We start from the raw sequence: 23,088 nt of genomic DNA on the forward strand, positions 1-23,088 counted from the left end.
AGTCAAATCAGTGTTCCAGCGCGGCCAAAAGAGCCTCTGACGAGGATGCCTTGTGCCCCTTGGGAAGACGGATCGTTTCGGCACCAAGGATCCGGGCGATCTCTGTCAGGTCAGCCGAAGGTCTCAAACCCGAATCCACCACCAGGGCCGGGATATCTTCCAAACGCAGCCAACGGGCCATCCGTATAGCATCTTCGCGCGCCGTTTCTCGGGCGGTGGAGCCGTCCAGCGCCTTATTTGCCCGTCCATCCGTCATAAGGATGATTTGGGGGGTCAAACCCTTCGTGCGGGCCAACCCGGCCTGCTCGGCGCTCTGACGCAGCGCAGCGGCCAGCGGCGTTGTTCCACCTCCCGGAAGTCCACCAAGCAGCCTTTTCGCGCGTACGAGCGACCGCGTCGGCTCCAGTACACATTCCGCATCATCCCCGCGAAAGGTGATCAGGCTCACGTGGTCCCTGCTGCGATAGGCTTCCGAGAGCAAAGCTTCGGCGGCGCCCTTGGCTTCGGCAAGCCGGGCCATCGCCGCGGAGCCGGAGGCATCGACAACGAAAATCAACACCCGTTCCGAGCGTTCCCGATAGCGGCGAACTCGCAGGTCTTCCCGGCGTATCGCAAGCCGTCCTGGGGGCGCATTCCGTAGCTTTTGCCACGGTGCAGCGGCCTGAAGGGTTGCCAGCAAGTCAAGACGGGCGCGTCCGTCCGGTTTCCCGGGGCGCGAGGGCAGAGGACGTCCGCGTGTATGCGATGTCCGTTCGGCTCCATGGCCGGAGCCTGCCGCGCGCCGATCTCGAACAACCATATGGGCCAGGAGATCGCCCGGGAGGCTGACGCTGGCTGCATCGAGCAGAATATCCCTCAGTGCGTCTTCCCGAGTCTCTCCGCCTGCGTCGTTCTTTTCCTCACTTTCGTCAACCCTAGGTTGTGGTTCGGTTTCCTCAACCTCGGCCGATAGACGCGCACGATGCGGCATGACAAGCCGGGTTGCTTCACCCAGATGGCCTTCATTCACCTCTGCCGCGTCTTCAAGCGCCGCAATGGCGCGCGCGGCCCGTACAAGGAAAAGGGCAGGGCGGGTTTCGCGGCATCCAAGGTCTTCCGTGATCCGAACTGCGAGTTCCAGCAGGTCGTCGGGTGGGACAAGACCCCCGATGCGCAGCCTCGCAGCTTCGATCTCGTCCCTTCCAAGTACGCGCACGGCACCATCCGGGCATTCCATCTGGTCAGACAAAAAGAATGCCAGTCGGTCCCGTAAAGCAGACGGTGGCATCTCATCGACTTCAGAGCTTTCGTCGGCAAGAATGATCGTCCCGCACAGGCCGGAATCCATGGCCGTGGCCACCCGCCCAGCCATGCCTACCTGCATCCGTTCGGCTCGGGTCAGCCAAAGCACATCGGAAGCGTCCAGGACACCCTTTCGTGCCACGACATGTCCCGAAAAAAGGCTCTGTGTAAGGTCAATTCCGCCAAAAAGCTCGATACCCCCCGCTTCCGGCATTACCCGCCCGTGCGCACCTGGAATGGCCTTCAACTGGGCGATCATGGCCTCGCGGAAGGGTCCGTGCCTGGCCCGGAGCCAAACGCCGCCCAAACCCTTCGGATCGACCGACAGCAAGGCTGCGATCCGCGACGCCAGGGCTTCCAGGCCGTTCATTCCGCTGCCGTCTGAAAGGTTCCGAAGGTCTCGGCCACCGTCCGCGCCACGCGCGTTGCGGACCCGGCATCATCCAACGGATCGCGCCGCAGGCGATGAGACAGGGCAGGGGCCGCCAAACGCCTCAGGTGCGGCCGTTCAACGGCTTCGGCGCCTTCAAAGGCCGCAAGGGCACGCGCGGCGCGCAGCAGCACCAGTTCGCCCCGAAGCCCATCGGATCCGAGTGCCAAACAAAGCATCGCGGCATCCCGCAGCGTAGACTCGGGCGTCTCAACCGACTTGAGCCTCGCTCTCGCATCGAGAATCTTTTTCCTCAGCCGGGTGTCCGCCGCGCGCCAACGTTTCAGGAATGCGGTCGTATCGGATTCATAGGCTTGCCGGCGCCGCACTACTTCGACCCGGTCGTCGATGTTCCTGGGCGTCGTCACCTCAACCGACAGTCCGAACCGGTCAAGCAGTTGGGGACGCAGTTCGCCCTCCTCAGGGTTGCCCGAGCCCACCAGAACGAAGCGGGCGGCGTGGCGGATCGAAAGTCCCTCGCGCTCGATCACGTTCTCGCCGGTTTGCGCCACGTCCAGAAGAAGGTCGACGATGTGATCCTCGAGGAGGTTCACCTCGTCGATATACAGGTATCCCCGGTTCGCTTTCGCAAGAAGGCCGGGCTGAAACGCTTTTTCACCAAGTGCAAGGGCCCGTTCGATGTCCAGTGCGCCCAGAACCCGATCCTCGGTGGCGCCCAAAGGTAGATCGACAACCGGCGTTGGGCGCCTTTTTACCTTGTTAGAGACGTTTTCGGCCCAATCCGGCACATCTTCGATCCGCGCCGAATTGACCGGACATCCCTCGACCGCGTCGATCGGCGGAAGCAGGGCGGCCAGGCCACGGACGGCGGTCGATTTCCCCGTGCCCCGGTCACCGAAAACAAGAACGCCGCCGATCCCCGGGTCGATGGCGGTCAGGACCATGGCCAGTCGCATGTCCTCTTGGCCGACGATGGCCGAAAATGGATAGGGTTGAGTCATGCGGCATGCCTTTCGGTTTTTGCAAGGGGATCACACCCCTCCCAACGTCCTGCGCTCCCAAGGATCTGGAAGCGGGCGTAAAGTTCCTCTCGAAACCACTTTCCGTCCCGCACGGCTCGGATCGCCTGTGCGTGCGCTCCGTCCTTGCGGGCAAAGTTGGCCATCGATCCAGTGTCGGGCCAGATCGAGAAGGTGACCTGCTGGAACCAGGGAACCTCTCCTATCCCGATCTTGAAAATGACATTGGGATCAGATCCGATCGCCTTTGAAACATCCGGTTCACGCCCCCAGAAACGGGGTAGAGCCGTGGGTTTGATCGTCGCTCGTGTCAGTGCCGCCAACGGTGTTCCCGGTGCCGGAACCGATGCGGCCCATTCCGCGGCAAAGGGGCTTTGCCCCGACCACTGTCCGCGGGCTGATGTGGGACCCAGGAAAACGGTCCAGGACTCGTCGGCGCGTCGGCTCCAGCGTCTGTAGACATTGCCTTCTTGGGTCAGACGCCGCGCGGTTTTCTCGTCATCCCAAACCGCCAGAATCGCCCAGACCTTTGTATTCGGAACAGGGGTGAATCCCTCTCCGGTGCCCGAACCGCACAGTTTCCAGAACCGTGCTTCGGGCATTCGGCTGAAATCCAGCCGGGCCGCGCCCATCTGCCCAAGTACCCAAGCGCGGGACCAGGCGGATTGAAACCGGAACAGGCTGAGAGAGACGGTTTGAATGGCAGCTCTCCTTCGCAAGTGTCAACCAAGTGTGACACGTCTTTACAGATATTGAAAGTGTTTCAGGCGTCGCAGTCAAAGCGATAAGGGGGATTGTAAATTAAACTAGACACTCTATCGTTCTGGGTATGACCGCCCTGTCAAACCATCCGGCCTTCAAAGGTCAGACTGCCGTCGTCATTGGCGCCGGACTCGGTGGTCTTGCGGCGGCCATGCGTCTGGGTGCCAAGGGCTGGTCCGTGACCGTTTTGGACCGGCTTGATACCGCTGGCGGGCGCGGCTCCGCCATTCATCGTGACGGGTACAGGTTCGATCTGGGGCCAACGATCGTGACATGTCCGCAGGTCTTTCGAGATCTCTGGGCAAGCTGCGGTCGCGATTTCGACAGGGATGTTTCGCTCAAGGCACTCGATCCGTTCTACGAGATCCGGTGGCCCGACGGATCGGTCTTCACTGCGCGAGGGTCGACCGACGAGATGGTGAAGGAGATTCGCCGGTTGTCGCCCGGCGATGTCGATGGATACCTCAGGTTTCTCAAGGACGCGCATCGCCGGTACGTCGTCGGTTTCGAAGGCATGGTCGCCAAGCCCATGCATCGGTTCAGGGACACGGCAAAGGTCATTCCCGAATTCGCCGTCCTGCGCGCCGACCGTTCCATCCTCGGCATGGCCAGCGCCCGGGTTCGTGACCCGCGGCTTCGTATGGCGCTCAGCTTTCACCCGCTCTTCATCGGCGGCGATCCCCGCCACGTCACTTCGATGTACGCGCTCGTCAGCCATCTCGAGAAAGAGTTCGGCGTCCACTATGCCATCGGCGGGGTCGCGGCCATCGCCGACGCCATGCGCGGCGTCATCGAAGGGCAGGGCGGAACCGTCCGCTTCGGCCAGACGGTCGACAGGGTCCTGTTCCACGAAGAACGCGCTGCGGGCGTACGTCTCGACAGCGGGCAAGAGATCTCTGCCGACATCGTCGTTTCAAATGCCGACTCGGGCCACACGTACAATCATCTTCTGCGCGATCGGCCGCGGAAGCGTTGGACACCAGCGCGACTCGACCGCACCCGCTGGTCCATGGGGCTGTTCGTCTGGTACTTCGGAACCAGGGGAACGCGCGGGCTCTGGCAGGACGTCGGGCACCATACCATCCTGTCCGGTCCGAGGTATGAAGGGCTGCTGGACGACATATTCACCAGGGGCACCCTCGCGGACGACATGAGCCTTTATGTCCATCGGCCGACGGTCACCGATCCGTCCGCCGCGCCTGTTGGCGACGACGTGTTCTACGCGCTCTCACCGGTCCCGCATCTGGGGCACGCGAACCCGGTCGACTGGACGGCAATGGCCGAGCGCTATCGCCGGAAAGTACAAAAAACCCTTGAACAGAGACTATTGCCTGGCCTGTCCCAGCACATCGCAGCATCCGAGGTCTTCACGCCCGAGACCTTCCGTGATCGCTACCTGTCACCTCATGGCTGCGGTTTTTCGATCGAACCCCGCATTCTGCAATCTGCCTGGTTTCGTCCGCATAATGTCAGCGAAGAAGCAAAGGGCCTTTATCTCGTCGGAGCGGGTACGCATCCCGGCGCCGGTCTGCCGGGTGTCGTCTCCTCGGCAGAGGTTCTGGCGAAACTGGTCCCCGACGCCGCGCGGGCCGATGAATGGAAGGTGGCCGCAGAATGATCAACCCGCGCGATCTTCACGTATGTCGGGACGCAATTCGTCATGGCTCCCTGTCGTTCTATACGGCTTCCCGCCTCCTGCCAGCGAAAGTGCGGGATCCGGCCCTGGCGCTCTACGCGTTTTGCCGTCTGGCCGATGACGCGGTCGATCTGCATGAAGAAAAAGTCGATGCCGTCCTGCGTCTCCGGGACAGGCTTGACCTGATCTATCAGGGCCGCCCCCGAGATGCCGCTGCCGACCGCGCCTTCGCGGCCATGGTCGAAATGCACGATATGCCGAAGGCGCTTCCCGACGCACTGCTCGAAGGGCTCGCCTGGGACGCGCTTGAACAAAGATACGAAACGCTCTCCGGCGTCTTCGACTATTCGGCACGGGTGGCCGCGGCGGTTGGTGCGATGATGTCGGTCCTAATGGGCGTGCGCAACGCCGATGCGCTGGCGCGCGCTTGCGACCTGGGCGTCGCCATGCAGCTGACCAATATCGCTCGTGACGTGGGTGAGGATGCGCGTGCGGGCAGAATCTACCTCCCGCTCCAGTGGCTGCGTGAAGCGGATATCGAGCCGGATGCGTTTCTCGCCGATCCCGTTCCCGATGAACGTATCCGCCATCTGGTCCGGCGCCTGCTAGCCGAGGCAAACAGGCTCTATCTAAGGTCCGAAGCGGGTGTCGCGGCCCTTCCGATCTCGGCGCGCCCCGGAATTCTTGCGGCCCGGCACGTCTACGCCGGTATCGGTGGCGCAATTCGGCGCAACGGCCATGATACGATCAGTTACCGTGCCCGCACTTACAAGACACAGAAACTGGGCTGGCTCGGCCTCTCTCTGATGCAGGCAGGCCTCACGACGATCACGCCCCGTTCGGCCGTCCTGCACGCAAGGCCGCTGGACGAATGCGCCTTTCTGGTGAATGCTGCTGCCAGAAAGCCAGCCATCGAAGGCTGGGGCGAGGGCAGGGCAGGCAGGTTGCTGGCTGTGTTTGCCGAACTGGAAGCGCGGGATCGCGAGTCGCATCTTGGAAATGGCGCGGCTTAGACAGCAAGGGTGTTCATGGACTGGTTTCTGTTTTTCCTGTTTCTGACAGGTTGCATGGCCGCTGCCACGACTGGCGCATTGTTCCAGCCGGGAGAATGGTACGATGGGCTGAACAAACCTTCGTGGACACCGCCCAAATGGCTGTTCCCGGTCGCGTGGACGACGCTCTATCTCTTCATGTCCTTCGCTGCGATGCGTGTGGCTCAACTGGACGACAATGCCCATGCCATGGCCTTCTATGCGCTTCAACTCGCGCTCAACACGCTCTGGACCCCGATCTTCTTCGGGCTTCGCCGCATGCGGGCGGGGATGATAGTTATTCTCTGCCTGTGGGTCGCGGTCTTCGGAACGATGGTCGCATTCTTCCTGCTCGATACACTCGCGGGCATTCTGTTCGTGCCTTATGTCGCCTGGGTCACGACGGCCAGCGCTTTGAACTGGAGCGTCTGGCGGCTCAATCCCGAAGAGGCGACAAACTAGGGGTCAGAAGCGCCAGCGCGCCCGCCGTGGAACGCGAACGGCCAACATGGGCATCAGCCACGGTCCCCTGAACCTGTTCAGATCAAGTGCCTCATGCACGCCTTGGGTGACATGCCCGTCGATCCGCGTCTCGACCAAGGATCTGGCATAGAAGGGGGCGTCCAGCATTGGTTTGACCTGCCGGGGCTGAAAGCCGCGGTCGGCGCGGGTCTCGCGCCGCACGCCCCAAAGTGATCGTGCCACTCGTGCCTTGGGTGGCAACTCGAAGGTTGCCGTCTCGCCGCTGTCGGTGAACTTCACTCCGACCGCCAGCTCGGATCCATCCCTGCGAACGGCGTCATAAAAGCAGACCGAACCTCCGGGCACCGGGTAACGACCCCATGTCCAATAATCGAAATCCTGCTCCAGGGCCCGGGTTCCGAAGTTCGCGTCGAAATAGCCGTGCCCGCTCCACCGCCATCCGTTGCCCAGGTCGACCTCGATCTTCGATGTGGGGGCGAAGGGCCGCCATACATGCGTGCCGCGGGGTGTCAAAGGCAGTTCGACATCGGTCAGGGCGGAAGGTGTGACCACGATCTGCCCCTGCATCCGTGACACCAAGGGCAAGGAAGAGATCTCGTCGATGTCGATGATCAGCCGTTCCCCGTCCCAGGTCAGCGAGGATGGCCCGACCGTGAAATTGTCCGGAGATTGCCGCAGCGCGGACGCTCCCCTGTCCGTCATCGAAAATCGCCCGCCCTTTCCATAGGTAGCAACATTGATGCAGACATGATTTTCCGGGTTCCTCCGTCCCGACCATCTGTACCAGGGTGAAAAGACCGATCCTATAAAAGCGATGACCGAGACGGCCTGAGTCCCATCGTCCGAGACGCCGTCGATGTACCACCAGGCATATCCGTTGGGCGGGACAGCAAGGGCAAAGCAAGGTCCCTCGCGATCGCCTCGGCCGCGTGCCGGCCGGAGAGCGCAGCCATCGCTATCCCCGCTCCCGGATGGGCTCCACCGCCCGCCAGGTACAGACCCGGAATCGTTGTTCTCGCGGTCGGTCGCCGGAAAGCCGCCATCATCCCGTGTGGGCTGCGGCCGTAAAGGGAACCGAGGCTTGCCGGAAACATCCGGTCGAATGCGGCTGGGGTCGTTACCTTCGATGCGTCGGGACGCGGCGTGAAGGTCAGGCCAAACTCCGTCAGCCGGTTGAAGACTCGTGTCCGACATTGATCTGTCTCCTCTGGAGTTTCCTGATCGGTTGGGGCGGCGTTCTCGATGATTTCGAAGCGTTCGAGGGCAGGGGGAGCCGTGCCTGCGCCCCGGTCCTGTGCGCAGATGTACAGCGTCGGATCCGATGGTGGCTTTCCGTCCAGGATCGGGCCGAATTCCGCCTCGGGATCCTCCCCGAAAAAGACGTTGTGATGAACAAGTTCCGGCCCCGCCGTTTCTGCGGCAAAGGCCCAGACCCGCGCCGACAGGCTTCGGGGTGTGACCGCGGTCTCCGGTACGGCATCTCTGAGGGGCGCACCCAAAAGCCCTTGCCTCAGCGCACGGGGATCGCCGTTGAAAATCGCAGCGTCGACACGAAGCTTTGGACCGGTCTCAGTGTGAACTGCACTCACGCGACCATCCTGGATCTCGACACGCGTCACATGCGCGCCCATCCGCATGTCGACGCCCATTTTGCCAGCAAGGTCTTCCAGCGCTTCCGCAAGTTTGTGCATCCCGCCATGAACCCGCCAGACGCCTGACGCCTCGGCGTGCCATATCAACTGCAGGACTCCCGGGCTCAATCCGGGCATTCCGCCGACATAAGTGGCATACCGGCCGAACAGCTGCCGCAGACGTGGGTCACGGAATGTTCGCACCAGGCTGCGCGCAAGGCTTGAAAGGGGCGCCATGTCCCCGATCAAGGCGGGCGATCGCAAGACGGTTGCAGTCATTGCAGGCAGGGTCGGACGCGCGCTTTCCATCATCGCCGCCTCGAAGCCGGTGAAAAGACGCTGGGCCCGTTCCGAGAAAGAGCGGAACGCTTCCGCTTCGCGCGTTCCGGCAAACCGGCGAACCTCCTCCACGCTGCGATCCCTGTCGGCGAACAGATCGAGGCTTGACCCATCCAGCCACCAATGCCGCGCCAGCAGGGGCTCTTCCACAAGCTCGACGAAATCCTCCATCCGCGCATCAGCCAGTGCGAACAGGGCATCGAACTGATGCCGCATGGTCAAGACCGTCGGTCCGGCATCCACGGGTCCGGCGGGGCTGTCCACCGTCCGCATCTTCCCACCGGCAGCAGGGGCGGAGTCCAGCAAAGTTACCCGGCATCCCGCGCTTGCCAGGCGTATGGCCGAAGCCAATCCGCCCATCCCTGCGCCAATAATGGCGACATGCGCGGCTACTGATTTATCAGGTCTTCCCATGGTTCGATTGTTGACTCACGCCGCGCAACTGTCCAGTATTGTTTACACACGCAGTGTCATTCTGAATGGACAATGCGGCACAACAGATCGGAGTTTCCGGCATGCCACTCAAGAGCCGCATCGACAGCGCGTTGACCGCCGCCATCTCTGGTGCACAGGCAAAGCCGTCACCGACCCGGCTGGCATCGGCACTTCATTACGCCGTGACGCCGGGAGGCGCACGGATCCGTCCCACGATCCTTCTCTCGGTCGCAATGGCCTGTGGAGACCGCAATCCGCAACTGGCAGACGCGGCTGCGGCTGCGCTTGAGATCATCCACTGCGCCAGTCTCGTTCATGATGACCTGCCCTGCTTCGACGACGCCGATATCCGCCGGGGCAAACCATCCCTGCATCGCGCCTATTCGGAACCCCTCGCCATTCTGACTGGCGACAGCCTGATCATCCTCGCGTTCGAGACCATCGCGCGCGCCAAGGGTGCTCCACCGGAACTTGCTTTGGAACTCGTGCTAGCCCTGGCAAAGCGCACCGGCATGCCGTTCGGCATCTGCGCGGGGCAGGGCTGGGAAAGCGAGGAGAAGGTCGATCTCTCGGCTTACCACCTCGCAAAGACCGGTGCCTTGTTCGTCGCCGCAACCGAAATGGGTGCGATAGCAGGTGGCCACGACAGTGAACCCTGGGTCGAACTCGGCGCGCGGATCGGCGAAGCCTTCCAGGTCGCGGACGATCTGCGCGATGCGCTGATGGATCAGGAGACGCTCGGAAAGCCCGTTGGACAGGATGACCTGCACGGTCGACCAAACGCCGTGAGCGCGTTCGGCGTCGAGGGCGCCACCCAAAGACTTCGCGATATTTTGGCGGGAGCGATCGCCTCGATCCCCTCCTGCCCGGGTGAGGCGGCGCTGGCCCATATGGTTCGTGCGACAGCCGACCAGATCATCCCCAAGGCGACGGCGGCGCAGGCACGCTCCGCCATACCAGGTGAGTAACGTCGATCTCGGATCAGCCATCGACCCGCCGTCAACAAGCGGGCTTCGCCAGCGTTTCCTGAGACTCGCAGCGTCGCCCGGATTCCAGAAATGGGCCGCACGCTTTCCGCTGACCCGTGGCATTACACGCCGTGAAGGCGAGGAGATGTTCGATCTTGTTGCGGGCTTCGTCCATACCCAGTGCCTCGCGGCGCTCGTCGGGTTTGGAACGCTTGATCTTCTTATGACCTGCCCTCAGACACTTCGCCGCCTGGCAAACGCTGCCGGTGTGCCCGAGGAACGTATGCGCGTTCTGCTGAATGCCGGTGCGGCTCTCGGTCTGATGACCAGAGCAGGCGATACCTACAGCCTCACCCGTCGCGGGGCGGCGCTGACAGGTGTGCCCGGGTTGGCCGACATGATCGAACATCACTCGGTGCTCTATCGGGATCTCTCCGATCCGATCGCGTTCTTCCGTGGCCAGACCCAGCCCGAACTCGCGCACTTTTGGCCCTACGTGTTCGGGGCGGGTGCGGCCCGGGATCCCGATACAGCCGCCCGCTATTCCAGACTGATGGCCGAGACCCAGACCTTGGTCGCTGACGAGACTCTGGCGAGTGTCAGTTTTTCTGGACACTCCCAACTCATGGATGTGGGGGGCGGAACCGGCGCATTTCTGGCAGCCGCGCTTCAGGCGACGCCGGGTCTTCAGGGGACGTTGTTCGATCTGCCGGGGGTCGTGCCGCCGGCGCGCGAGAGATTCGGGAAAGCGGGGCTCACAGAGCGCACCAAAATCTGTCAGGGTTCGTTCCGGGACGATCCGCTGCCCATCGGCGCTGATGTCATATCCCTTGTCCGTGTGCTCTACGACCACGCCGACGATACCGTGAAAGCCCTTCTGGCAAGCGTTTTCCGGGCACTTCCGGAAGGCGGCACCGTTATGATCTCCGAACCAATGGCGGGAGAGCGTCAGCCAACTCGGGCAGGAGACGGATATTTCGCGATTTACACGATGGCGATGGAGACCGGCCGGACACGCAGTCCTTCTCAAATAATCCAGTTGCTCGAGCAGGCCGGTTTCGTGGGTGTCAGGCATCGTCCGACGCACAGACCCTTCATCACTTCCGTCGTACTGGCGCAGAAGCCCTGACGAAATAATGTCTAAAAGAATTGACAGTTAGAGTTGTCAGTTTAGACTGACACTATCGGTAAAGCCGCGAGCGAGTCTCTTGGACAAACAATCCGCGGCTGGGGAGTGAACGTGGAAACAACGGCCGTAATACTGTCAGGGCCCGAGCGCATTGCCGTCGGACAGCTCGGTCTGAACGAGCCATCTGACGAAGACATCGTTGTAGAGATCACGCACTCCGGAATTTCGACAGGAACCGAAAAACTCTTCTGGCAAGGGAACATGCCGCCGTTTCCCGGCATGGGCTATCCGCTTGTCCCGGGCTACGAAGCAGCGGGAGAAGTCGTCGAGGCAGGTCGGGCAACCAACCTCGTTCCAGGAGATCGCGTCTTCGTTCCGGGGGCAAATTGCTACGAAGGTGCACGGGGTCTCTTCGGCGCAGCCTCGGCCCGCCTCGTCACTCCCGCCTCCCGGGCCGTGCGAATCGATAAGGGCTTTGGTGCTGAAGGTGCACTCCTTGCATTGGCCGCTACGGCGCGTCACGCGATGGCCGGTCTCGGAAAGGCGATGCCTGAACTGATCGTCGGGCACGGCGTCCTTGGTCGTCTGCTCGCGCGTATCTCTGTCGCGGCCGGCGCGCCGCCTCCGATGGTTTGGGAAATCGACAAGGACAGGCAGTCGGGCGCAAAGGGTTATCAGGTACTGCATCCCGATGACGACCCGCGCCGAGACTATCGCACCATATATGACGCCTCGGGCGCACCCGATGTTCTCAACATGCTGATGGGCAGGATCGCCCGCGGCGGCGAGATCGTCCTGGCCGGTTTCTATGCCGACGATGTCAGCTTCGCCTTTCCCCCGGCATTCATGAAAGAGGCCAGGTTCCGCATCGCGGCCGAGTGGACGCCGGACGATCTGGTGGCCACACGTCAGCTGGTCGAGGCGGGGATGCTCTCGCTCGATGGGCTCATCACGCACACACGCCCCGCCGCCGAAGCGGCTCAGGCCTATCCGACGGCGTTCCGCGACCCGGACTGCCTGAAAATGATCCTCGAATGGAAAGGCCACGCATGAAGGACGAAGTCCCGAACCTCAAGGAATTCGACCAGCGCCTCCGTGACGAGGCGGCGCAGGAGCTCGATGATATCCCGATTGCCGAGCCCACCAAGAAGACCCAGATCATCGCGATCTACGGGAAGGGCGGCATCGGCAAGTCGTTCACGCTGGCGAACCTCAGCCACATGATGGCCGAGATGGGCAAGCGTGTCCTTTTGATCGGCTGCGATCCCAAGTCGGACACCACCTCGCTTCTCTTCGGCGGTAAGGCCTGCCCGACGATCATCGAGACATCGACCAAGAAAAAGCTTGCGGGCGAGGAAGTGAAGATCGGCGACGTCTGCTTCAAGCGCGGCGGCGTCTTTGCGATGGAGCTCGGCGGGCCCGAGGTCGGCCGCGGCTGCGGCGGCAGAGGCATCATCCACGGTTTCGAGCTTCTCGAGAAACTTGGCTTCCACGACTGGGATTTCGACTACGTCCTTCTGGACTTCCTCGGCGACGTGGTCTGCGGAGGGTTCGGTCTGCCCATCGCGCGCGACATGGCTCAGAAGGTGATCATCGTTGGCTCGAACGACCTGCAGTCGCTCTATGTCGCGAACAACGTCTGTTCGGCAGTGGAGTACTTCCGCAAGCTCGGCGGCAATGTCGGTGTGGCCGGCATTGTCATCAACAAGGACGACGGCACCGGTGAGGCGGCCGCCTTTGCCAAAGCCGTCGACATTCCGGTTCTCGCCTCCATCCCGGCGGACGAGGACCTGCGCCGAAAGTCGGCGAACTACCAGATCGTGGGAACGAGGGCGGGGCAGTGGGGTGATATGTTCGCTTCGCTCGCTGAAAACGTAGCCTCCGCGCCACCCCTTCGTCCCACGCCCCTGTCGCAGGACGGATTGCTGGATCTCTTCTCAGCGTCCCAGACAGGAGCCGATTTCGTTCTCGAACCCGCAACCGACCTGGACATGCGCGGAAAGAACGCCGCGCCGAAGGAATCGCTGGAGGTCATCTATGACGACGCCTGAGCAGAAGCCGCGCGAGGAAGTGCTCCAGCAGGTGCGTGAGTTGTTGTCCAGAACCGAACCTGATCGTCTGCGCAATCTCCTCTGGGACATCCGCACTTCGCATCTCGTCAACAAGGACATGACGGAAACTCTGCATTGACCGACGAAGTCACATATGACGACGCGGCCACCGCCGACGTGATCCAGGGTCAGACCCGGGTACCCGATCCTGCGGAAGGAGACGGCATGGGGTGCCACGCGGGCGCCGCCGAGATGGAAGCGGCGGCACGCTTGGCCGGCAAGTCCGACATTCTCGACCGGTACGCCGCTGACTATCCGCAAGGTCCGCACGACAAACCGCAATCCATGTGCCCAGCCTTCGGCTCGCTTCGGGTCGGGTTACGCATGCGCCGTGTGGCAACCGTGCTCTCCGGTTCGGCCTGCTGCGTCTACGGCCTGACCTTCGTCTCGCACTTCTACGGTGCCCGCCGCTCCGTCGGATACGTCCCGTTCAACTCCGAGACCCTTGTCACCGGCAAACTGTTCGAGGACATCCGTGAAGCCGTCCACGACCTGGCTGACCCGGAACGCTACGACGCGGTTGTCGTTACCAACCTTTGCGTTCCCACTGCCTCCGGCGTGCCCCTTCGGCTGCTGCCCGACGAGATCAACGGCGTGCGGATCGTCGGCATCGACGTGCCGGGTTTCGGTATCCCAACCCATGCCGAGGCCAAGGACGTCCTTGCAGGCGCGATGCTGAACTACGCGCGGCAGGAAGCCGAGGCCGGTCCGGTTCAGGCGCCCGAAGGCGGCAAGTCCGATCGCCCCACGGTCACCATGCTGGGAGAGATGTTCCCCGCAGACCCGATGGTGATTGGCCGGATGCTTGAGCCTCTGGGGCTCGCCGCCGGTCCTGTCATTCCGGCGCGCGAATGGCGCGAGCTCTATGCTGCGCTTGACTGCGGTGCGGTCGCCGCGATCCACCCGTTCTACACTGCTGCCATGCGCGAGTTCACTGCTGCCGGCCGCCCGATCGTCGGTTCCGCCCCGGTGGGCGCGGATGGCGTGGCCAACTGGCTGGCCGGCATCGGCGACGCTTTCGGGCTTGCCGCCGACAAGGTTGCCGCCGCGCAGAACATTTTCGTCGGCGCAACCAAGGGCGCTCTGGCCGCCACCCCGATCAAGGGCACCGTCACGCTTTCGGGCTACGAGGGGTCCGAGCTGCTGGTGGCCCGTCTCCTGATCGAATCCGGTGCGCATGTGCCTTATGTCGGGACTGCCTGTCCCAGGACACCACAATCGGCATGGGACCGCGAGTGGCTCGAAGCGCATGGCTGCACGGTCAAGTATCGGGCCTCGCTCGAGGACGATCTGGCCGCCATGGAGGGCGTCAAACCGGATCTTGCCATCGGCACGACTCCCGTCGTCCAGAAGGGCAAGGAACTGGGGATACCGTCTCTCTATTTCACCAACCTCATCTCTGCGCGTCCCCTCATGGGGCCGGCGGGCGCGGGTTCGCTCGCCGAAGTGATCAATGCCGCGATCTCGAACAAGGGTCGGATGGACCGGATGAAGGCCTTCTTCGAGGGCGTCGGAGCCGAGGACACGGCGGGCGTCTGGGAAGGCGATCCCAACCTGCGTCCCGATTTCCGCGCACAGCACCAGAAGAAACTCGAAAAGCAGGCACGGGCTGCAGCGGCGGAGCAAATGATATGACCCGGTTTTGCTCATATCGGGTAAACTCACCGCACGGTCGAAGTGCCATACACTTTGCCATACGCTCTGCCGACGCTTTGCATACGCAGTGCCGCCCCTTGTTTTCAGGGCTTCGGATGGAGATTTCTCCATGCTGATCCAGGACCATGACAGGGCAGGGGGCTACTGGGGGGCGGTCTACGCATTTACCGCCGTGAAAGGTCTGCAGGTCGTCATCGACGGTCCCGTCGGATGCGAAAACCTGCCGGTCACTTCCGTCCTGCATTACACCGACGCCCTGCCGCCTCACGAACTTCCGATCGTGGTCACGGGCCTTGGTGAAGAAGAGCTGGGCCGGGACGGAACCGAAGGTGCGATGAAGCGGGCATGGGGCGCGTTGGACCCGGCGCTTCCAGCGGTCGTGGTGACCGGCTCGATCGCCGAGATGATCGGCGGGGGTGTCACGCCCCAAGGCACGAATATTCAACGCTTTTTACCGCGCACCATCGACGAGGATCAGTGGGAAGCCGCCGATCGCGCGATGACATGGATCTTCACCGAGTTCGGAATGACCAAGGGCCGCATGCCGCCCGAGAAGAAGCGGGAAGACGGCGCGCGGCCGAGGGTCAACATTCTTGGCCCGATGTACGGCGTGTTCAACATGCCAAGTGACCTGCACGAAATTCGCCGTCTCGTCGAAGGCATCGGCGCCGAAGTGAACATGGTCATGCCGCTGGGTGCGCATCTCGCCGAGATGCGGAACCTGGTTAACTCGGACGTAAATATTTGCATGTACCGTGAATTCGGTCGGGGCCTTTGCGAAGTTCTGGGCAAACCCTACCTTCAGGCGCCGATCGGAATTGGATCGACAACCCTGTTCCTCCGCAAACTGGGCGAGCTTCTGGGTCTCGATCCGGAACCGTTCATCGAGCGTGAAAAGCATTCGACGATCAAGCCGGTCTGGGATCTCTGGCGCTCGGTCACGCAGGATTTCTTCGCGACCGCGTCGTTCGGCATCGTTGCGAACGAGACTTATGCCCGTGGCATACGGCTCTTCCTGGAGGACGATCTCGGTTTTCCATGCGCCTTCGCAGTCGCGCGTTGCGCAGGCAAGAAGACCAACAATGACGAAGTACGCGCGCTGATTCAGCAAAAGCGTCCTTTGGTCGTCTTGGGGTCTATCAACGAAAAAATGTATATGGCAGAGGGGATTGCAGGTCATGGTCCGCGCCCGTCCTTCATTCCTGCCAGCTTTCCCGGCGCTGCGATCCGGCGTGCTACCGGCACGCCCTTCATGGGCTACGCCGGGGCGACTTACCTTGTTCAGGAGATCTGCAATGGTCTCTTCGACGCGCTGTTCCACATCCTGCCGCTTGGCTCCGAAATGGACAGCGCCAAGGCCACGCCGACCAGGCTCCGCCGCGATTTCCCCTGGGATGAAGACGCCCAGGCGGCGCTCGACCGGATCGTGGCCGAGCATCCGGTACTGACCCGAATTTCCGCAGCCAAGACCCTTCGCGACGCCGCCGAGAAAGCGGCGCTCGAAGCCGGCGCCGAGCGCGTCGTTCGCGAAACGGTCGAGGCTTTGAGCGGTCTGAATTTCACTGAGGGAGGACGCACATGAGCGACCACACCATCGACCTGCCGATGTCCGTCGAAGCGCGGCCGGCCAAGAAGCCGACCACTGAGTTCGCGGTCTATTTCGCCATCATTTTCGCGGCCACCCTGCCGCTGGCGACACTGACCTGGGCTTTGAGCGTCGTTCGCTCCGGCTCGTTGAAACAAAAGGGCCCGATGGCCCGTGCCTGGAGTCAGGCTCGGATCATAACGCCCATGATTTTTGCCGCCTGAACAGCGGTTTGACCGAATTTGTCGGCCGTAAGGCAGGCAGATACCCGAGGGGGTGAACCCCAACGGAACCCGGCCGCGGGGGACGCGGCGTCAGTCTGAGATCCGGAGGATTTAATGGCTGATAGAACCGACCTGTCTTTCACAGGTCTCACTGACGATCAGGCGCAGGAGCTCCATTCTGTGTACATGAGCGGTCTGTGGGTCTTTGTCGGCATTGCGCTGGTGGCCCACATCCTCACGTACATTTGGCTGCCCTGGTTCAACTGGAACTAAGGAAGAGAAGAGATGTCAAAGTTCTACAAGATCTGGCTGATCTTCGATCCCCGTCGCGTGTTCGTGGCTCAGGGTGTCTTCCTGTTTCTGCTGGCAGCGATGATTCACCTCGTCCTGCTCAGCAATCCGAACACCAACTGGTTTCAGCGCGCATTCGCGGCTGAAGCGTCGGACGGCTGATCGTTGCGTAAGAAAAGTCGCGGGCGGCGCGGTCGCCCGCGACAATCCAAAGAATACGGAGAAGCAAAATGGCTTTGCTCAGTTTCGAACGGAAGTATCGCGTGCCAGGAGGCACGCTTGTCGGCGGCGAGATGTTCGATTTCTGGGTCGGACCTTTCTTTGTCGGCTTCTTCGGTGTCACGACGGTCTTCTTCGCCGCTCTTGGCACAATCCTGATTTTCTATTCTGCGGCCCTTCAGGGCACGTGGAACCCCTGGCTGATTTCGGTGAACCCGCCGCCCATCAGCTATGGGCTGGGCGCGGCTCCTCTGGCAGAAGGCGGCCTTTGGCAGGTCATAACAATCTGCGCACACGGGGCATTCATCAGCTGGGCGCTCCGCGAAGTCGAAATATGCCGCAAACTCGGCATCGGTTTCCATATACCGATTGCCTTCGGTTTCGCCATCTTCGCCTATACGACCCTCGTTGTGATCCGCCCTGTACTCATGGGCGCCTGGGGACACGCATTCCCATACGGTATCTGGTCGCATCTCGATTGGGTCAGTTACACCGGATATCTCTACGGAAACTTCCACTACAACCCTGCGCACATGCTGGCCGTGTCGTTGTTCTTCACGACAACGCTCGCACTCGCCTTGCACGGTTCGCTGATCTTGTCGGCTGCAAACCCTGCCAAGGGCCACTCGGCGCGGCTGCCCGAGCATGAAGACACGTTCTTCCGCGATTTCATCGGCTACTCGATCGGACCCCTCGGCATTCACCGCCTCGGTCTGCTCCTGGCCCTGAATGCAGGATTCTGGAGCGCGGTCTGCATCGTGATTTCTGGCACCATCTGGTTCGACCAGTGGATCGTCTGGTGGGATTGGTACATCGAACTGCCCTGGTGGGCTGACCTTGAGGGAGGCGTCAATGGCTGAGTATTACAACATCTTCAGTCAGGTTCAGGTCCAGGGTCCTCCCGAGATGGGTATGGTCGAGGATGTAGACCTTGGCGATCGCACCAATGGCACAAGTTTCAGCCCGCTCTTCGGGTGGCTGGGAAACGCGCAGCTGGGGCCGGTCTATCTTGGTCCATGGGGGGTCTTGTCCCTGTTGTCAGGAAGTCTCTGGTTCTTCATGGTCGGCATCAGCTTCTGGGTTCAGGCCGGTTTCAGCCCGGGCGTTTTTTTCCGCGACCTGTTTTACATGGCGCTCGAACCGCCCGGACCCGAATACGGCCTTGGCTTCGCACCTCTCTGGGAAGGAGGCCTATGGCTGATCTCTTCCTTCTTTCTCCTTATCAGCGTGATCAGCTGGTGGATCCGGTCCTATGTCCTGGCCGACCAGTTGGGCATGGGAAAGCACGTATGCTGGGCCTTCGCTTCGGCGATCTGGCTGTTCCTTGTGCTGGGTCTCATCCGCCCAATTCTGATGGGATCGTGGTCGGAGGCGGTACCATATGGCATCTTCCCGCACCTCGACTGGACCAACCTGTTTTCGCTGACCTACGGTAACCTGTTCTATAATCCGTTCCACGCGCTCTCGATCGCGTTCCTTTATGGCTCGACCCTGCTCTTCGCGATGCATGGAGCGACCATTCTTGCGGTTTCCCGCCTTGGCGGTGACCGCGAACTGGAGCAGATCTATGACCGTGGCACTGCGTCGGAAAGAGCCGGTCTGTTCTGGCGTTGGACCATGGGGTTCAACGCCACGATGGAGGGCATTCACCGTTGGGCCTGGTGGTTCGCCGTTCTTTGTACCCTTACGGGAGGTATCGGAATTCTTCTGACGGGCACCGTCGTCGATAACTGGTTCGTTTGGGCGCAAGAGCATGGTTATGGCGCCGAGGCAAACTATGTTCCCGCGCTCACCAGCGAAGACTTCACACCCTACCTTCCGCCACAGGAGTAAAGCGATATGTCTGACAAAGATCCTCACTGGTATCTGGACGACAGCAAACCGTCGCTCAGGATGTGGATTTTCTCTCAGATGGCGATGGGGGCAATCTATGCCATGCTCGTCTTCTTCGGGGTCATCCTTTTCATCTTCGCCCTGATTGCCATCTCGAACATCCTGCCGGAAGATCCCTTCGCGGCCTTGGAGACCGGAACGGCAATCGCAACGGCGCTCACATAGGAAAAGGCGGTGCATAAGCGCCGCCTTTTCTACGAATTCGGGCGTTTAGCCACGTCCGATATTCGGGGCCTCCACACCCCGGTTCCCTTCCTGTTGGCTACAGGGAACTGGCGTCGCTTGGGCCATCACCCTCGCGACGCCTTTTTTATAGCATGAACTGCGAGGTTACGCCATGAGCCGCCCGAATACACCTTTTCTCGATCGCGTAGCAGGATCGGCAGACCTCAAGGTGTTGTCCGATGCCGAACTGAAATCGCTCGCTGATGAAGTCAGGGCAGAGGTGATTTCGGCGGTGTCCGAGACTGGCGGACACCTCGGATCCTCGCTCGGTGTTGTCGAACTTGCTGTAGCCATACATGCCGTGTTCAATACTCCACATGACAAACTTGTGTGGGATGTAGGCCATCAATGCTACCCGCACAAAGTTCTCACCGGTCGCCGCGATCGGATTCGTACGCTGCGTCAGAAGGACGGGCTTTCCGGGTTTACGAAGCGCTCCGAGAGTGAGTTCGATCCGTTCGGCGCCGCCCATTCGTCGACGTCGATTTCGGCTGCCCTTGGATTTGCTACGGCGCGGGACATGGGTCAGTCCACAGGAGATGCGATTGCTGTCATCGGCGATGGTTCGATCAGCGCTGGAATGGCCTACGAGGCGATGAACAATGCGGGTCACGAAAAAAGGCGACTGTTCGTCATCCTGAACGACAACGAGATGTCCATTGCGCCGCCCGTCGGTGCAATGTCGACCTATCTGTCCGGGCTTTATGCAAATACACCCTTCCACAAGATGGCAGAAGGTTTCGAAGCTGCGCTGCCCGGACCGCTCCGCGACGGAGCTCGGCGCGCGCGGCAACTGGTCACCGGTTTGCCGGGTGGCCAGGGGACATTGTTCGAGGAACTGGGCTTCACCTACATCGGCCCGATCGATGGGCACGACATGTCGCAACTCCTTCCGGTCCTCCGGGCCGCGCGGACCCGCGCCGATGGCCCGATCCTGATTCACTGTTGTACAGTCAAAGGCAAGGGATACGCTCCAGCGGAGAAATCCGCGGACAAGTACCATGGAGTCGCAAAATTCGATGTCATCAGCGGCGAGCAAAAAAAGGGCATCAGCAATGCACCCGCCTATACCAAGGTATTTGGCCAGACACTGACCCAGGAGGCCGCAAGGGATTCCTCGATAGTCGCAGTCACCGCCGCAATGCCGTCCGGAACCGGGCTGAACATCATGGCCGACCGGTTTCCGGCAAGGGTTTTCGACGTTGGTATTGCCGAGCAGCATGGCGTCACCTTCGCCGCCGGCATGGCGGCGGGTGGCCTAAAGCCATTTTGCGCGATCTACTCGACCTTCCTTCAGCGTGGCTATGATCAGGTGGTGCACGATGTTGCGCTTCAAAATCTGCCGGTCCGTTTCGCAATTGACCGCGCCGGACTGGTTGGTGCCGACGGCGCCACACATGCGGGCGCCTTCGATGTCGCCTATCTGGCTAACCTTCCGAATTTCGTTGTGATGGCCGCGGCGGACGAGGCAGACCTCGTACGCATGGTATGCACCGCTGCCGACTATGACGGAGGCCCGATTGCATTCCGTTATCCCAGAGGAGAGGGCGTCGGCGTCGAGATGCCCGAAAGCCGCGAAACTCTGGAAATAGGGAAGGGCCGGATCTTGGAAGAGGGAGATACCGTAGCGTTTCTTTCATTCGGAGCGCATTTGGCCGAGTGCCGGGCTGCAGCAGAGGAATTGCGGGCCCGCGGAATTTCCGTAACCGTGGCCGATGCCCGGTTTGCCAAACCTTTGGACAAGAATCTGATCGAGCAATTGGCCAAGAACCACGCAGCGCTGATCACAGTCGAGCAGGGGGCTCAGGGCGGCTTCGGTGCGCATGTCCTGCACCATCTGGCTGCGAGGGGCGCGTTCGATCGTGGTCTGCGTATCCGCACGATGACACTACCGGACCGATTCATTGACCAGGCATCGCCGGCGGACATGTATGCAGACGCTGGCCTCACGGCAAAAGACATCGTGGCCACCTCGCTGGAAGCCTTGGGCGCAATACATGGGGAATTCGGACAGATCAGGGCCTGAGATGGCCTTCCATCCCTGCCTGATCCGGCGTTTCAGAGAGTTCTAAGCCTTCATCAGACCGGCAAAAATCCGGTCCATGTGCTCGGCCAAATAGATTTTCAGCCAAGCCGAATATCGGTTTGGCTTGCGAGCTGTCAGTGCGGCCAACTCATATAGATCGACCCATTCGACGGCTTCTACCTCACTGGGATTCAGCGCGATCTTCATATCAGGGGTCTTGTCCGCAACAAAAATATCGACCAGCTCATGCTCAATCAGACCGTTTCCGACATCGGCACGATATTCCACGGTATCGCGATGCGTAACCGAAAGACCGGAAATCCCCAGCTCCTCATTCAGTCGCCGCAAAGCGCATGAGGCCGAGTCCTCTCCCCAAAGAGGGTGCGTGCAGCACGTATTCGCCCAAAGGCCCGGCGAATGATACTTCGTCGCTGCTCTTTTCTGGATCAGGGTTCTTGAGCCATCGATGATGAAGACACTGACCGCCTTGTGCCGCAGGCCCTTCTTGTGGGCCTCAAGTTTTTCTACCGGTATCAGGACACCGTCGACCCAGGCGGGGATCATGTCAGTCATGCATAGGTCTCCGGAACCAACCTTGCCAGGTGCGCGATATTCTTGATGCCGATCTTGAGATGCGCCAAAGGACGTTTCTTGACCAGCCTCTTGTTCATATAGGCCTCGAAGGTCAGTCTTTGCACGTCGACATCATGACACAGCGAAACAAAGCGTTCCCTGCGCTCATCCGACTTGTAATAGGCATCCTGCATGGCTCGCAGCGCACGAAAGACCGTTTTGTGCTCCTTCATGAACAGTTTGCGGGCGAGCTGCAGATCCTTAGCGCGGCCAGATGCCAAGGCGGCCTGTGCCGCGGTTGCGGCCACACGGCCACCCGCCATCGCATAGTAGATTCCCTCGCCAGAAGAGGGCGCAACGACACCCGCTGCATCGCCGGCCAGCACCACATCGTGGCCATTATCCCAGCGATCCAGAGGCTGCAGCGGAATCGGTGCGCCTTCACGCCGTATCGTCTCGCACTCGGCAAGGCCACTGGCGATCCGAAGGTCAGAGGTCGCCTTCTTCAAATCCACTCCGTCAACGCCAGTTCCCATACCAACACTGGCGCTTGCGCCGTGAGGGAAGACCCAACCGTAGAAGTCCGGTGAAATTGCTCCGTTGTAGATGACATCGCATCTCATCGGATCATAGTCGCCAACCTTGTCCGGTGCCTTGATAATCTCGTGATATGCGATCACGTAAGGAATCTTGTCGCCTCCCGGCACCTCGGCACGGGCGACATCGGACCGGGCGCCATCCGCCCCGATTATCAGACGCGTGTCCAATCGAGCTTCCTGACCAGTTGCCTTCTCGCGATACACTACGGTCGGCCCGCCTTCACTGCGCTCGATGCGAAGGAAAGTCCCGGTAACGCGATCCGCGCCGGCCTTATTCGCCCGCTCCCGAAGGAATTCGTCAAAATGCTCGCGGTCGACCATCCCAACGAATCCGTCTTCGATGGGAATATCGACACGCCTTTGCGTTGGCGAAATCATCCGCGCCGTTTGGATGCGGGCTACAATCTGGCTGTCAGGAATGTTGAAATCGGCAATCAACCTTGGTGGAATCGCGCCGCCACAGGGCTTTATGCGTCCCGCCCGGTCAATGAAGGCCACCTTGCGCCCGGCCTTGGCAAGATCTTCCGCCGCAACCGTTCCTGCCGGCCCGCCTCCCACGACAACGACATCGTAGCGCATGT

24 protein-coding genes are annotated in these 23,088 nt (G+C 61.2%); 17 read left to right on the forward strand and 7 right to left on the reverse strand.

Going from position 1 to position 23,088, the window contains the following annotated elements; all coding sequences use genetic code 11:
• Positions 1–7: 7 nt before the first annotated feature.
• The 3 genes from ACKLNI_RS02875 to crtA are packed head-to-tail and all read right to left on the reverse strand — an operon-like array spanning position 8 to position 3,410.
• The gene (locus ACKLNI_RS02875; RefSeq protein ID WP_413717496.1) at positions 8–1,651 is read right to left on the reverse strand and encodes a VWA domain-containing protein; all 1,644 of its coding nucleotides are present in this window, start codon (positions 1,649–1,651) and stop codon (positions 8–10) included.
• Positions 1,648–2,673, reverse strand: coding sequence for a magnesium chelatase ATPase subunit I (gene bchI, locus ACKLNI_RS02880; protein ID WP_413717497.1), 1,026 nt, complete (start codon positions 2,671–2,673; stop codon positions 1,648–1,650). The genes ACKLNI_RS02875 and bchI overlap by 4 nt, the downstream gene beginning before the upstream one ends.
• Positions 2,670–3,410: a spheroidene monooxygenase gene (crtA, locus tag ACKLNI_RS02885; protein WP_413717498.1), complete on the reverse strand. Its 741-nt coding sequence runs from the start codon at positions 3,408–3,410 to the stop codon at positions 2,670–2,672. Before crtA ends, bchI begins: the two co-directional genes overlap by 4 nt.
• A 110-nt stretch (positions 3,411–3,520) precedes the next feature.
• On the opposite strand from crtA, the gene ACKLNI_RS02890 reads away from it, so the two are divergent.
• Genes ACKLNI_RS02890 through tspO form a run of 3 tightly spaced genes read left to right on the forward strand, consistent with a single transcriptional unit; the run spans position 3,521 to position 6,582 of the window.
• Positions 3,521–5,071, forward strand: coding sequence for a phytoene desaturase (locus ACKLNI_RS02890; RefSeq protein ID WP_413717500.1), 1,551 nt, complete (start codon positions 3,521–3,523; stop codon positions 5,069–5,071).
• Positions 5,068–6,102: a 15-cis-phytoene synthase gene (crtB, locus tag ACKLNI_RS02895; protein ID WP_413717501.1), complete on the forward strand. Its 1,035-nt coding sequence runs from the start codon at positions 5,068–5,070 to the stop codon at positions 6,100–6,102. Before ACKLNI_RS02890 ends, crtB begins: the two co-directional genes overlap by 4 nt.
• A 15-nt stretch (positions 6,103–6,117) precedes the next feature.
• Positions 6,118–6,582, forward strand: coding sequence for a tryptophan-rich sensory protein TspO (tspO, locus tag ACKLNI_RS02900; protein ID WP_413717502.1), 465 nt, complete (start codon positions 6,118–6,120; stop codon positions 6,580–6,582).
• 3 nt (positions 6,583–6,585) lie between these two features.
• On the opposite strand, the gene crtC is transcribed toward tspO, so the two are convergent.
• Positions 6,586–7,461, reverse strand: coding sequence for a carotenoid 1,2-hydratase (gene crtC, locus ACKLNI_RS02905; RefSeq protein WP_413717529.1), 876 nt, complete (start codon positions 7,459–7,461; stop codon positions 6,586–6,588).
• A complete protein-coding gene (gene crtD / locus ACKLNI_RS02910) occupies positions 7,407–8,987 on the reverse strand; it encodes a 1-hydroxycarotenoid 3,4-desaturase CrtD (protein WP_413717504.1) in 1,581 nt (526 codons plus the stop codon). Before crtD ends, crtC begins: the two co-directional genes overlap by 55 nt.
• A gap of 101 nt (positions 8,988–9,088) precedes the next feature.
• Between crtD and ACKLNI_RS02915 the strand changes: the two genes are divergently transcribed.
• The 14 genes from ACKLNI_RS02915 (at position 9,089) to dxs (ending at position 21,335) form a co-directional block, all read left to right on the forward strand.
• Entirely contained in the window at positions 9,089–9,976 is an 888-nt protein-coding gene (locus tag ACKLNI_RS02915) for a polyprenyl synthetase family protein (RefSeq protein WP_413717505.1), read from the forward strand.
• Positions 9,969–11,105 carry a methyltransferase gene (locus ACKLNI_RS02920; RefSeq protein ID WP_413717506.1) on the forward strand — a complete coding sequence of 379 codons (1,137 nt, stop codon included), beginning with the start codon at positions 9,969–9,971 and terminating at the stop codon, positions 11,103–11,105. The genes ACKLNI_RS02915 and ACKLNI_RS02920 overlap by 8 nt, the downstream gene beginning before the upstream one ends.
• Positions 11,106–11,216: 111 nt before the next feature.
• Positions 11,217–12,158: a chlorophyll synthesis pathway protein BchC gene (gene bchC, locus ACKLNI_RS02925; protein WP_413717507.1), complete on the forward strand. Its 942-nt coding sequence runs from the start codon at positions 11,217–11,219 to the stop codon at positions 12,156–12,158.
• Entirely contained in the window at positions 12,155–13,156 is a 1,002-nt protein-coding gene (locus ACKLNI_RS02930; RefSeq protein ID WP_413717508.1) for a chlorophyllide a reductase iron protein subunit X, read from the forward strand. Before bchC ends, ACKLNI_RS02930 begins: the two co-directional genes overlap by 4 nt.
• Positions 13,143–13,295 carry a hypothetical protein gene (locus ACKLNI_RS02935; RefSeq protein ID WP_413717509.1) on the forward strand — a complete coding sequence of 51 codons (153 nt, stop codon included), beginning with the start codon at positions 13,143–13,145 and terminating at the stop codon, positions 13,293–13,295. The genes ACKLNI_RS02930 and ACKLNI_RS02935 overlap by 14 nt, the downstream gene beginning before the upstream one ends.
• On the forward strand, positions 13,292–14,851 hold the full coding sequence (gene bchY / locus ACKLNI_RS02940; RefSeq protein ID WP_413717510.1) for a chlorophyllide a reductase subunit Y: 1,560 nt from the start codon (positions 13,292–13,294) through the stop codon (positions 14,849–14,851). The genes ACKLNI_RS02935 and bchY overlap by 4 nt, the downstream gene beginning before the upstream one ends.
• Positions 14,852–14,981: 130 nt before the next feature.
• The gene (gene bchZ, locus ACKLNI_RS02945; RefSeq protein WP_413717511.1) at positions 14,982–16,454 is read left to right on the forward strand and encodes a chlorophyllide a reductase subunit Z; all 1,473 of its coding nucleotides are present in this window, start codon (positions 14,982–14,984) and stop codon (positions 16,452–16,454) included.
• The gene (pufQ, locus tag ACKLNI_RS02950; protein WP_413717512.1) at positions 16,451–16,681 is read left to right on the forward strand and encodes a cytochrome PufQ; all 231 of its coding nucleotides are present in this window, start codon (positions 16,451–16,453) and stop codon (positions 16,679–16,681) included. The genes bchZ and pufQ overlap by 4 nt, the downstream gene beginning before the upstream one ends.
• A gap of 114 nt (positions 16,682–16,795) precedes the next feature.
• Positions 16,796–16,954 carry a light-harvesting antenna LH1, beta subunit gene (pufB, locus tag ACKLNI_RS02955; RefSeq protein ID WP_413717513.1) on the forward strand — a complete coding sequence of 53 codons (159 nt, stop codon included), beginning with the start codon at positions 16,796–16,798 and terminating at the stop codon, positions 16,952–16,954.
• A gap of 12 nt (positions 16,955–16,966) precedes the next feature.
• Positions 16,967–17,134, forward strand: coding sequence for a light-harvesting antenna LH1, alpha subunit (gene pufA, locus ACKLNI_RS02960; RefSeq protein ID WP_413717514.1), 168 nt, complete (start codon positions 16,967–16,969; stop codon positions 17,132–17,134).
• A 68-nt stretch (positions 17,135–17,202) separates the two neighbouring features.
• Positions 17,203–18,051, forward strand: coding sequence for a photosynthetic reaction center subunit L (pufL, locus tag ACKLNI_RS02965; protein ID WP_413717515.1), 849 nt, complete (start codon positions 17,203–17,205; stop codon positions 18,049–18,051).
• Positions 18,044–19,024, forward strand: a complete 981-nt coding sequence (pufM, locus tag ACKLNI_RS02970) for a photosynthetic reaction center subunit M (protein ID WP_413717516.1) — start codon at positions 18,044–18,046, stop codon at positions 19,022–19,024. The genes pufL and pufM overlap by 8 nt, the downstream gene beginning before the upstream one ends.
• A 6-nt stretch (positions 19,025–19,030) precedes the next feature.
• Positions 19,031–19,249 (forward strand): RC-LH1 core complex protein PufX, encoded by a 219-nt coding sequence (pufX, locus tag ACKLNI_RS02975; RefSeq protein WP_413717517.1) that lies wholly within the window; start codon positions 19,031–19,033, stop codon positions 19,247–19,249.
• 172 nt (positions 19,250–19,421) lie between these two features.
• A complete protein-coding gene (gene dxs / locus ACKLNI_RS02980) occupies positions 19,422–21,335 on the forward strand; it encodes a 1-deoxy-D-xylulose-5-phosphate synthase (RefSeq protein ID WP_413717518.1) in 1,914 nt (637 codons plus the stop codon).
• 42 nt (positions 21,336–21,377) lie between these two features.
• On the opposite strand, the gene idi is transcribed toward dxs, so the two are convergent.
• A complete protein-coding gene (idi, locus tag ACKLNI_RS02985; RefSeq protein ID WP_413717519.1) occupies positions 21,378–21,908 on the reverse strand; it encodes an isopentenyl-diphosphate delta-isomerase in 531 nt (176 codons plus the stop codon).
• Positions 21,905–23,086 carry a geranylgeranyl diphosphate reductase gene (locus ACKLNI_RS02990; protein ID WP_413717520.1) on the reverse strand — a complete coding sequence of 394 codons (1,182 nt, stop codon included), beginning with the start codon at positions 23,084–23,086 and terminating at the stop codon, positions 21,905–21,907. Before ACKLNI_RS02990 ends, idi begins: the two co-directional genes overlap by 4 nt.
• Positions 23,087–23,088: the final 2 nt, after the last annotated feature.

The sequence above is a fragment of the Silicimonas lutimaris genome, assembly GCF_047314965.1.
In the GTDB taxonomy this organism is placed as follows: Bacteria; Pseudomonadota; Alphaproteobacteria; order Rhodobacterales; family Rhodobacteraceae; genus JAVJUV01.

Bases quoted from the DNA above. Each gene is read 5' to 3' on its own strand.
- ACKLNI_RS02915 (WP_413717505.1), top strand. From the start codon at position 9,089: ATGCCACTCAAGAGCCGCATCGACAGCGCGTTGACCGCCGCCATCTCT.
- tspO (WP_413717502.1), top strand. From the start codon at position 6,118: ATGGACTGGTTTCTGTTTTTCCTGTTTCTGACAGGTTGCATGGCCGCT.
- dxs (WP_413717518.1), top strand. From the start codon at position 19,422: ATGAGCCGCCCGAATACACCTTTTCTCGATCGCGTAGCAGGATCGGCA.
- pufL (WP_413717515.1), top strand. From the start codon at position 17,203: ATGGCTTTGCTCAGTTTCGAACGGAAGTATCGCGTGCCAGGAGGCACG.
- pufM (WP_413717516.1), top strand. From the start codon at position 18,044: ATGGCTGAGTATTACAACATCTTCAGTCAGGTTCAGGTCCAGGGTCCT.
- pufA (WP_413717514.1), top strand. From the start codon at position 16,967: ATGTCAAAGTTCTACAAGATCTGGCTGATCTTCGATCCCCGTCGCGTG.
- ACKLNI_RS02930 (WP_413717508.1), top strand. From the start codon at position 12,155: ATGAAGGACGAAGTCCCGAACCTCAAGGAATTCGACCAGCGCCTCCGT.
- pufB (WP_413717513.1), top strand. From the start codon at position 16,796: ATGGCTGATAGAACCGACCTGTCTTTCACAGGTCTCACTGACGATCAG.
- idi (WP_413717519.1), bottom strand. From the start codon at position 21,908: ATGACTGACATGATCCCCGCCTGGGTCGACGGTGTCCTGATACCGGTA.
- bchI (WP_413717497.1), bottom strand. From the start codon at position 2,673: ATGACTCAACCCTATCCATTTTCGGCCATCGTCGGCCAAGAGGACATG.
- pufX (WP_413717517.1), top strand. From the start codon at position 19,031: ATGTCTGACAAAGATCCTCACTGGTATCTGGACGACAGCAAACCGTCG.
- ACKLNI_RS02935 (WP_413717509.1), top strand. From the start codon at position 13,143: ATGACGACGCCTGAGCAGAAGCCGCGCGAGGAAGTGCTCCAGCAGGTG.
- ACKLNI_RS02890 (WP_413717500.1), top strand. From the start codon at position 3,521: ATGACCGCCCTGTCAAACCATCCGGCCTTCAAAGGTCAGACTGCCGTC.
- crtD (WP_413717504.1), bottom strand. From the start codon at position 8,987: ATGGGAAGACCTGATAAATCAGTAGCCGCGCATGTCGCCATTATTGGC.
- pufQ (WP_413717512.1), top strand. From the start codon at position 16,451: ATGAGCGACCACACCATCGACCTGCCGATGTCCGTCGAAGCGCGGCCG.
- bchZ (WP_413717511.1), top strand. From the start codon at position 14,982: ATGCTGATCCAGGACCATGACAGGGCAGGGGGCTACTGGGGGGCGGTC.
- ACKLNI_RS02875 (WP_413717496.1), bottom strand. From the start codon at position 1,651: ATGAACGGCCTGGAAGCCCTGGCGTCGCGGATCGCAGCCTTGCTGTCG.
- crtB (WP_413717501.1), top strand. From the start codon at position 5,068: ATGATCAACCCGCGCGATCTTCACGTATGTCGGGACGCAATTCGTCAT.
- ACKLNI_RS02990 (WP_413717520.1), bottom strand. From the start codon at position 23,086: ATGCGCTACGATGTCGTTGTCGTGGGAGGCGGGCCGGCAGGAACGGTT.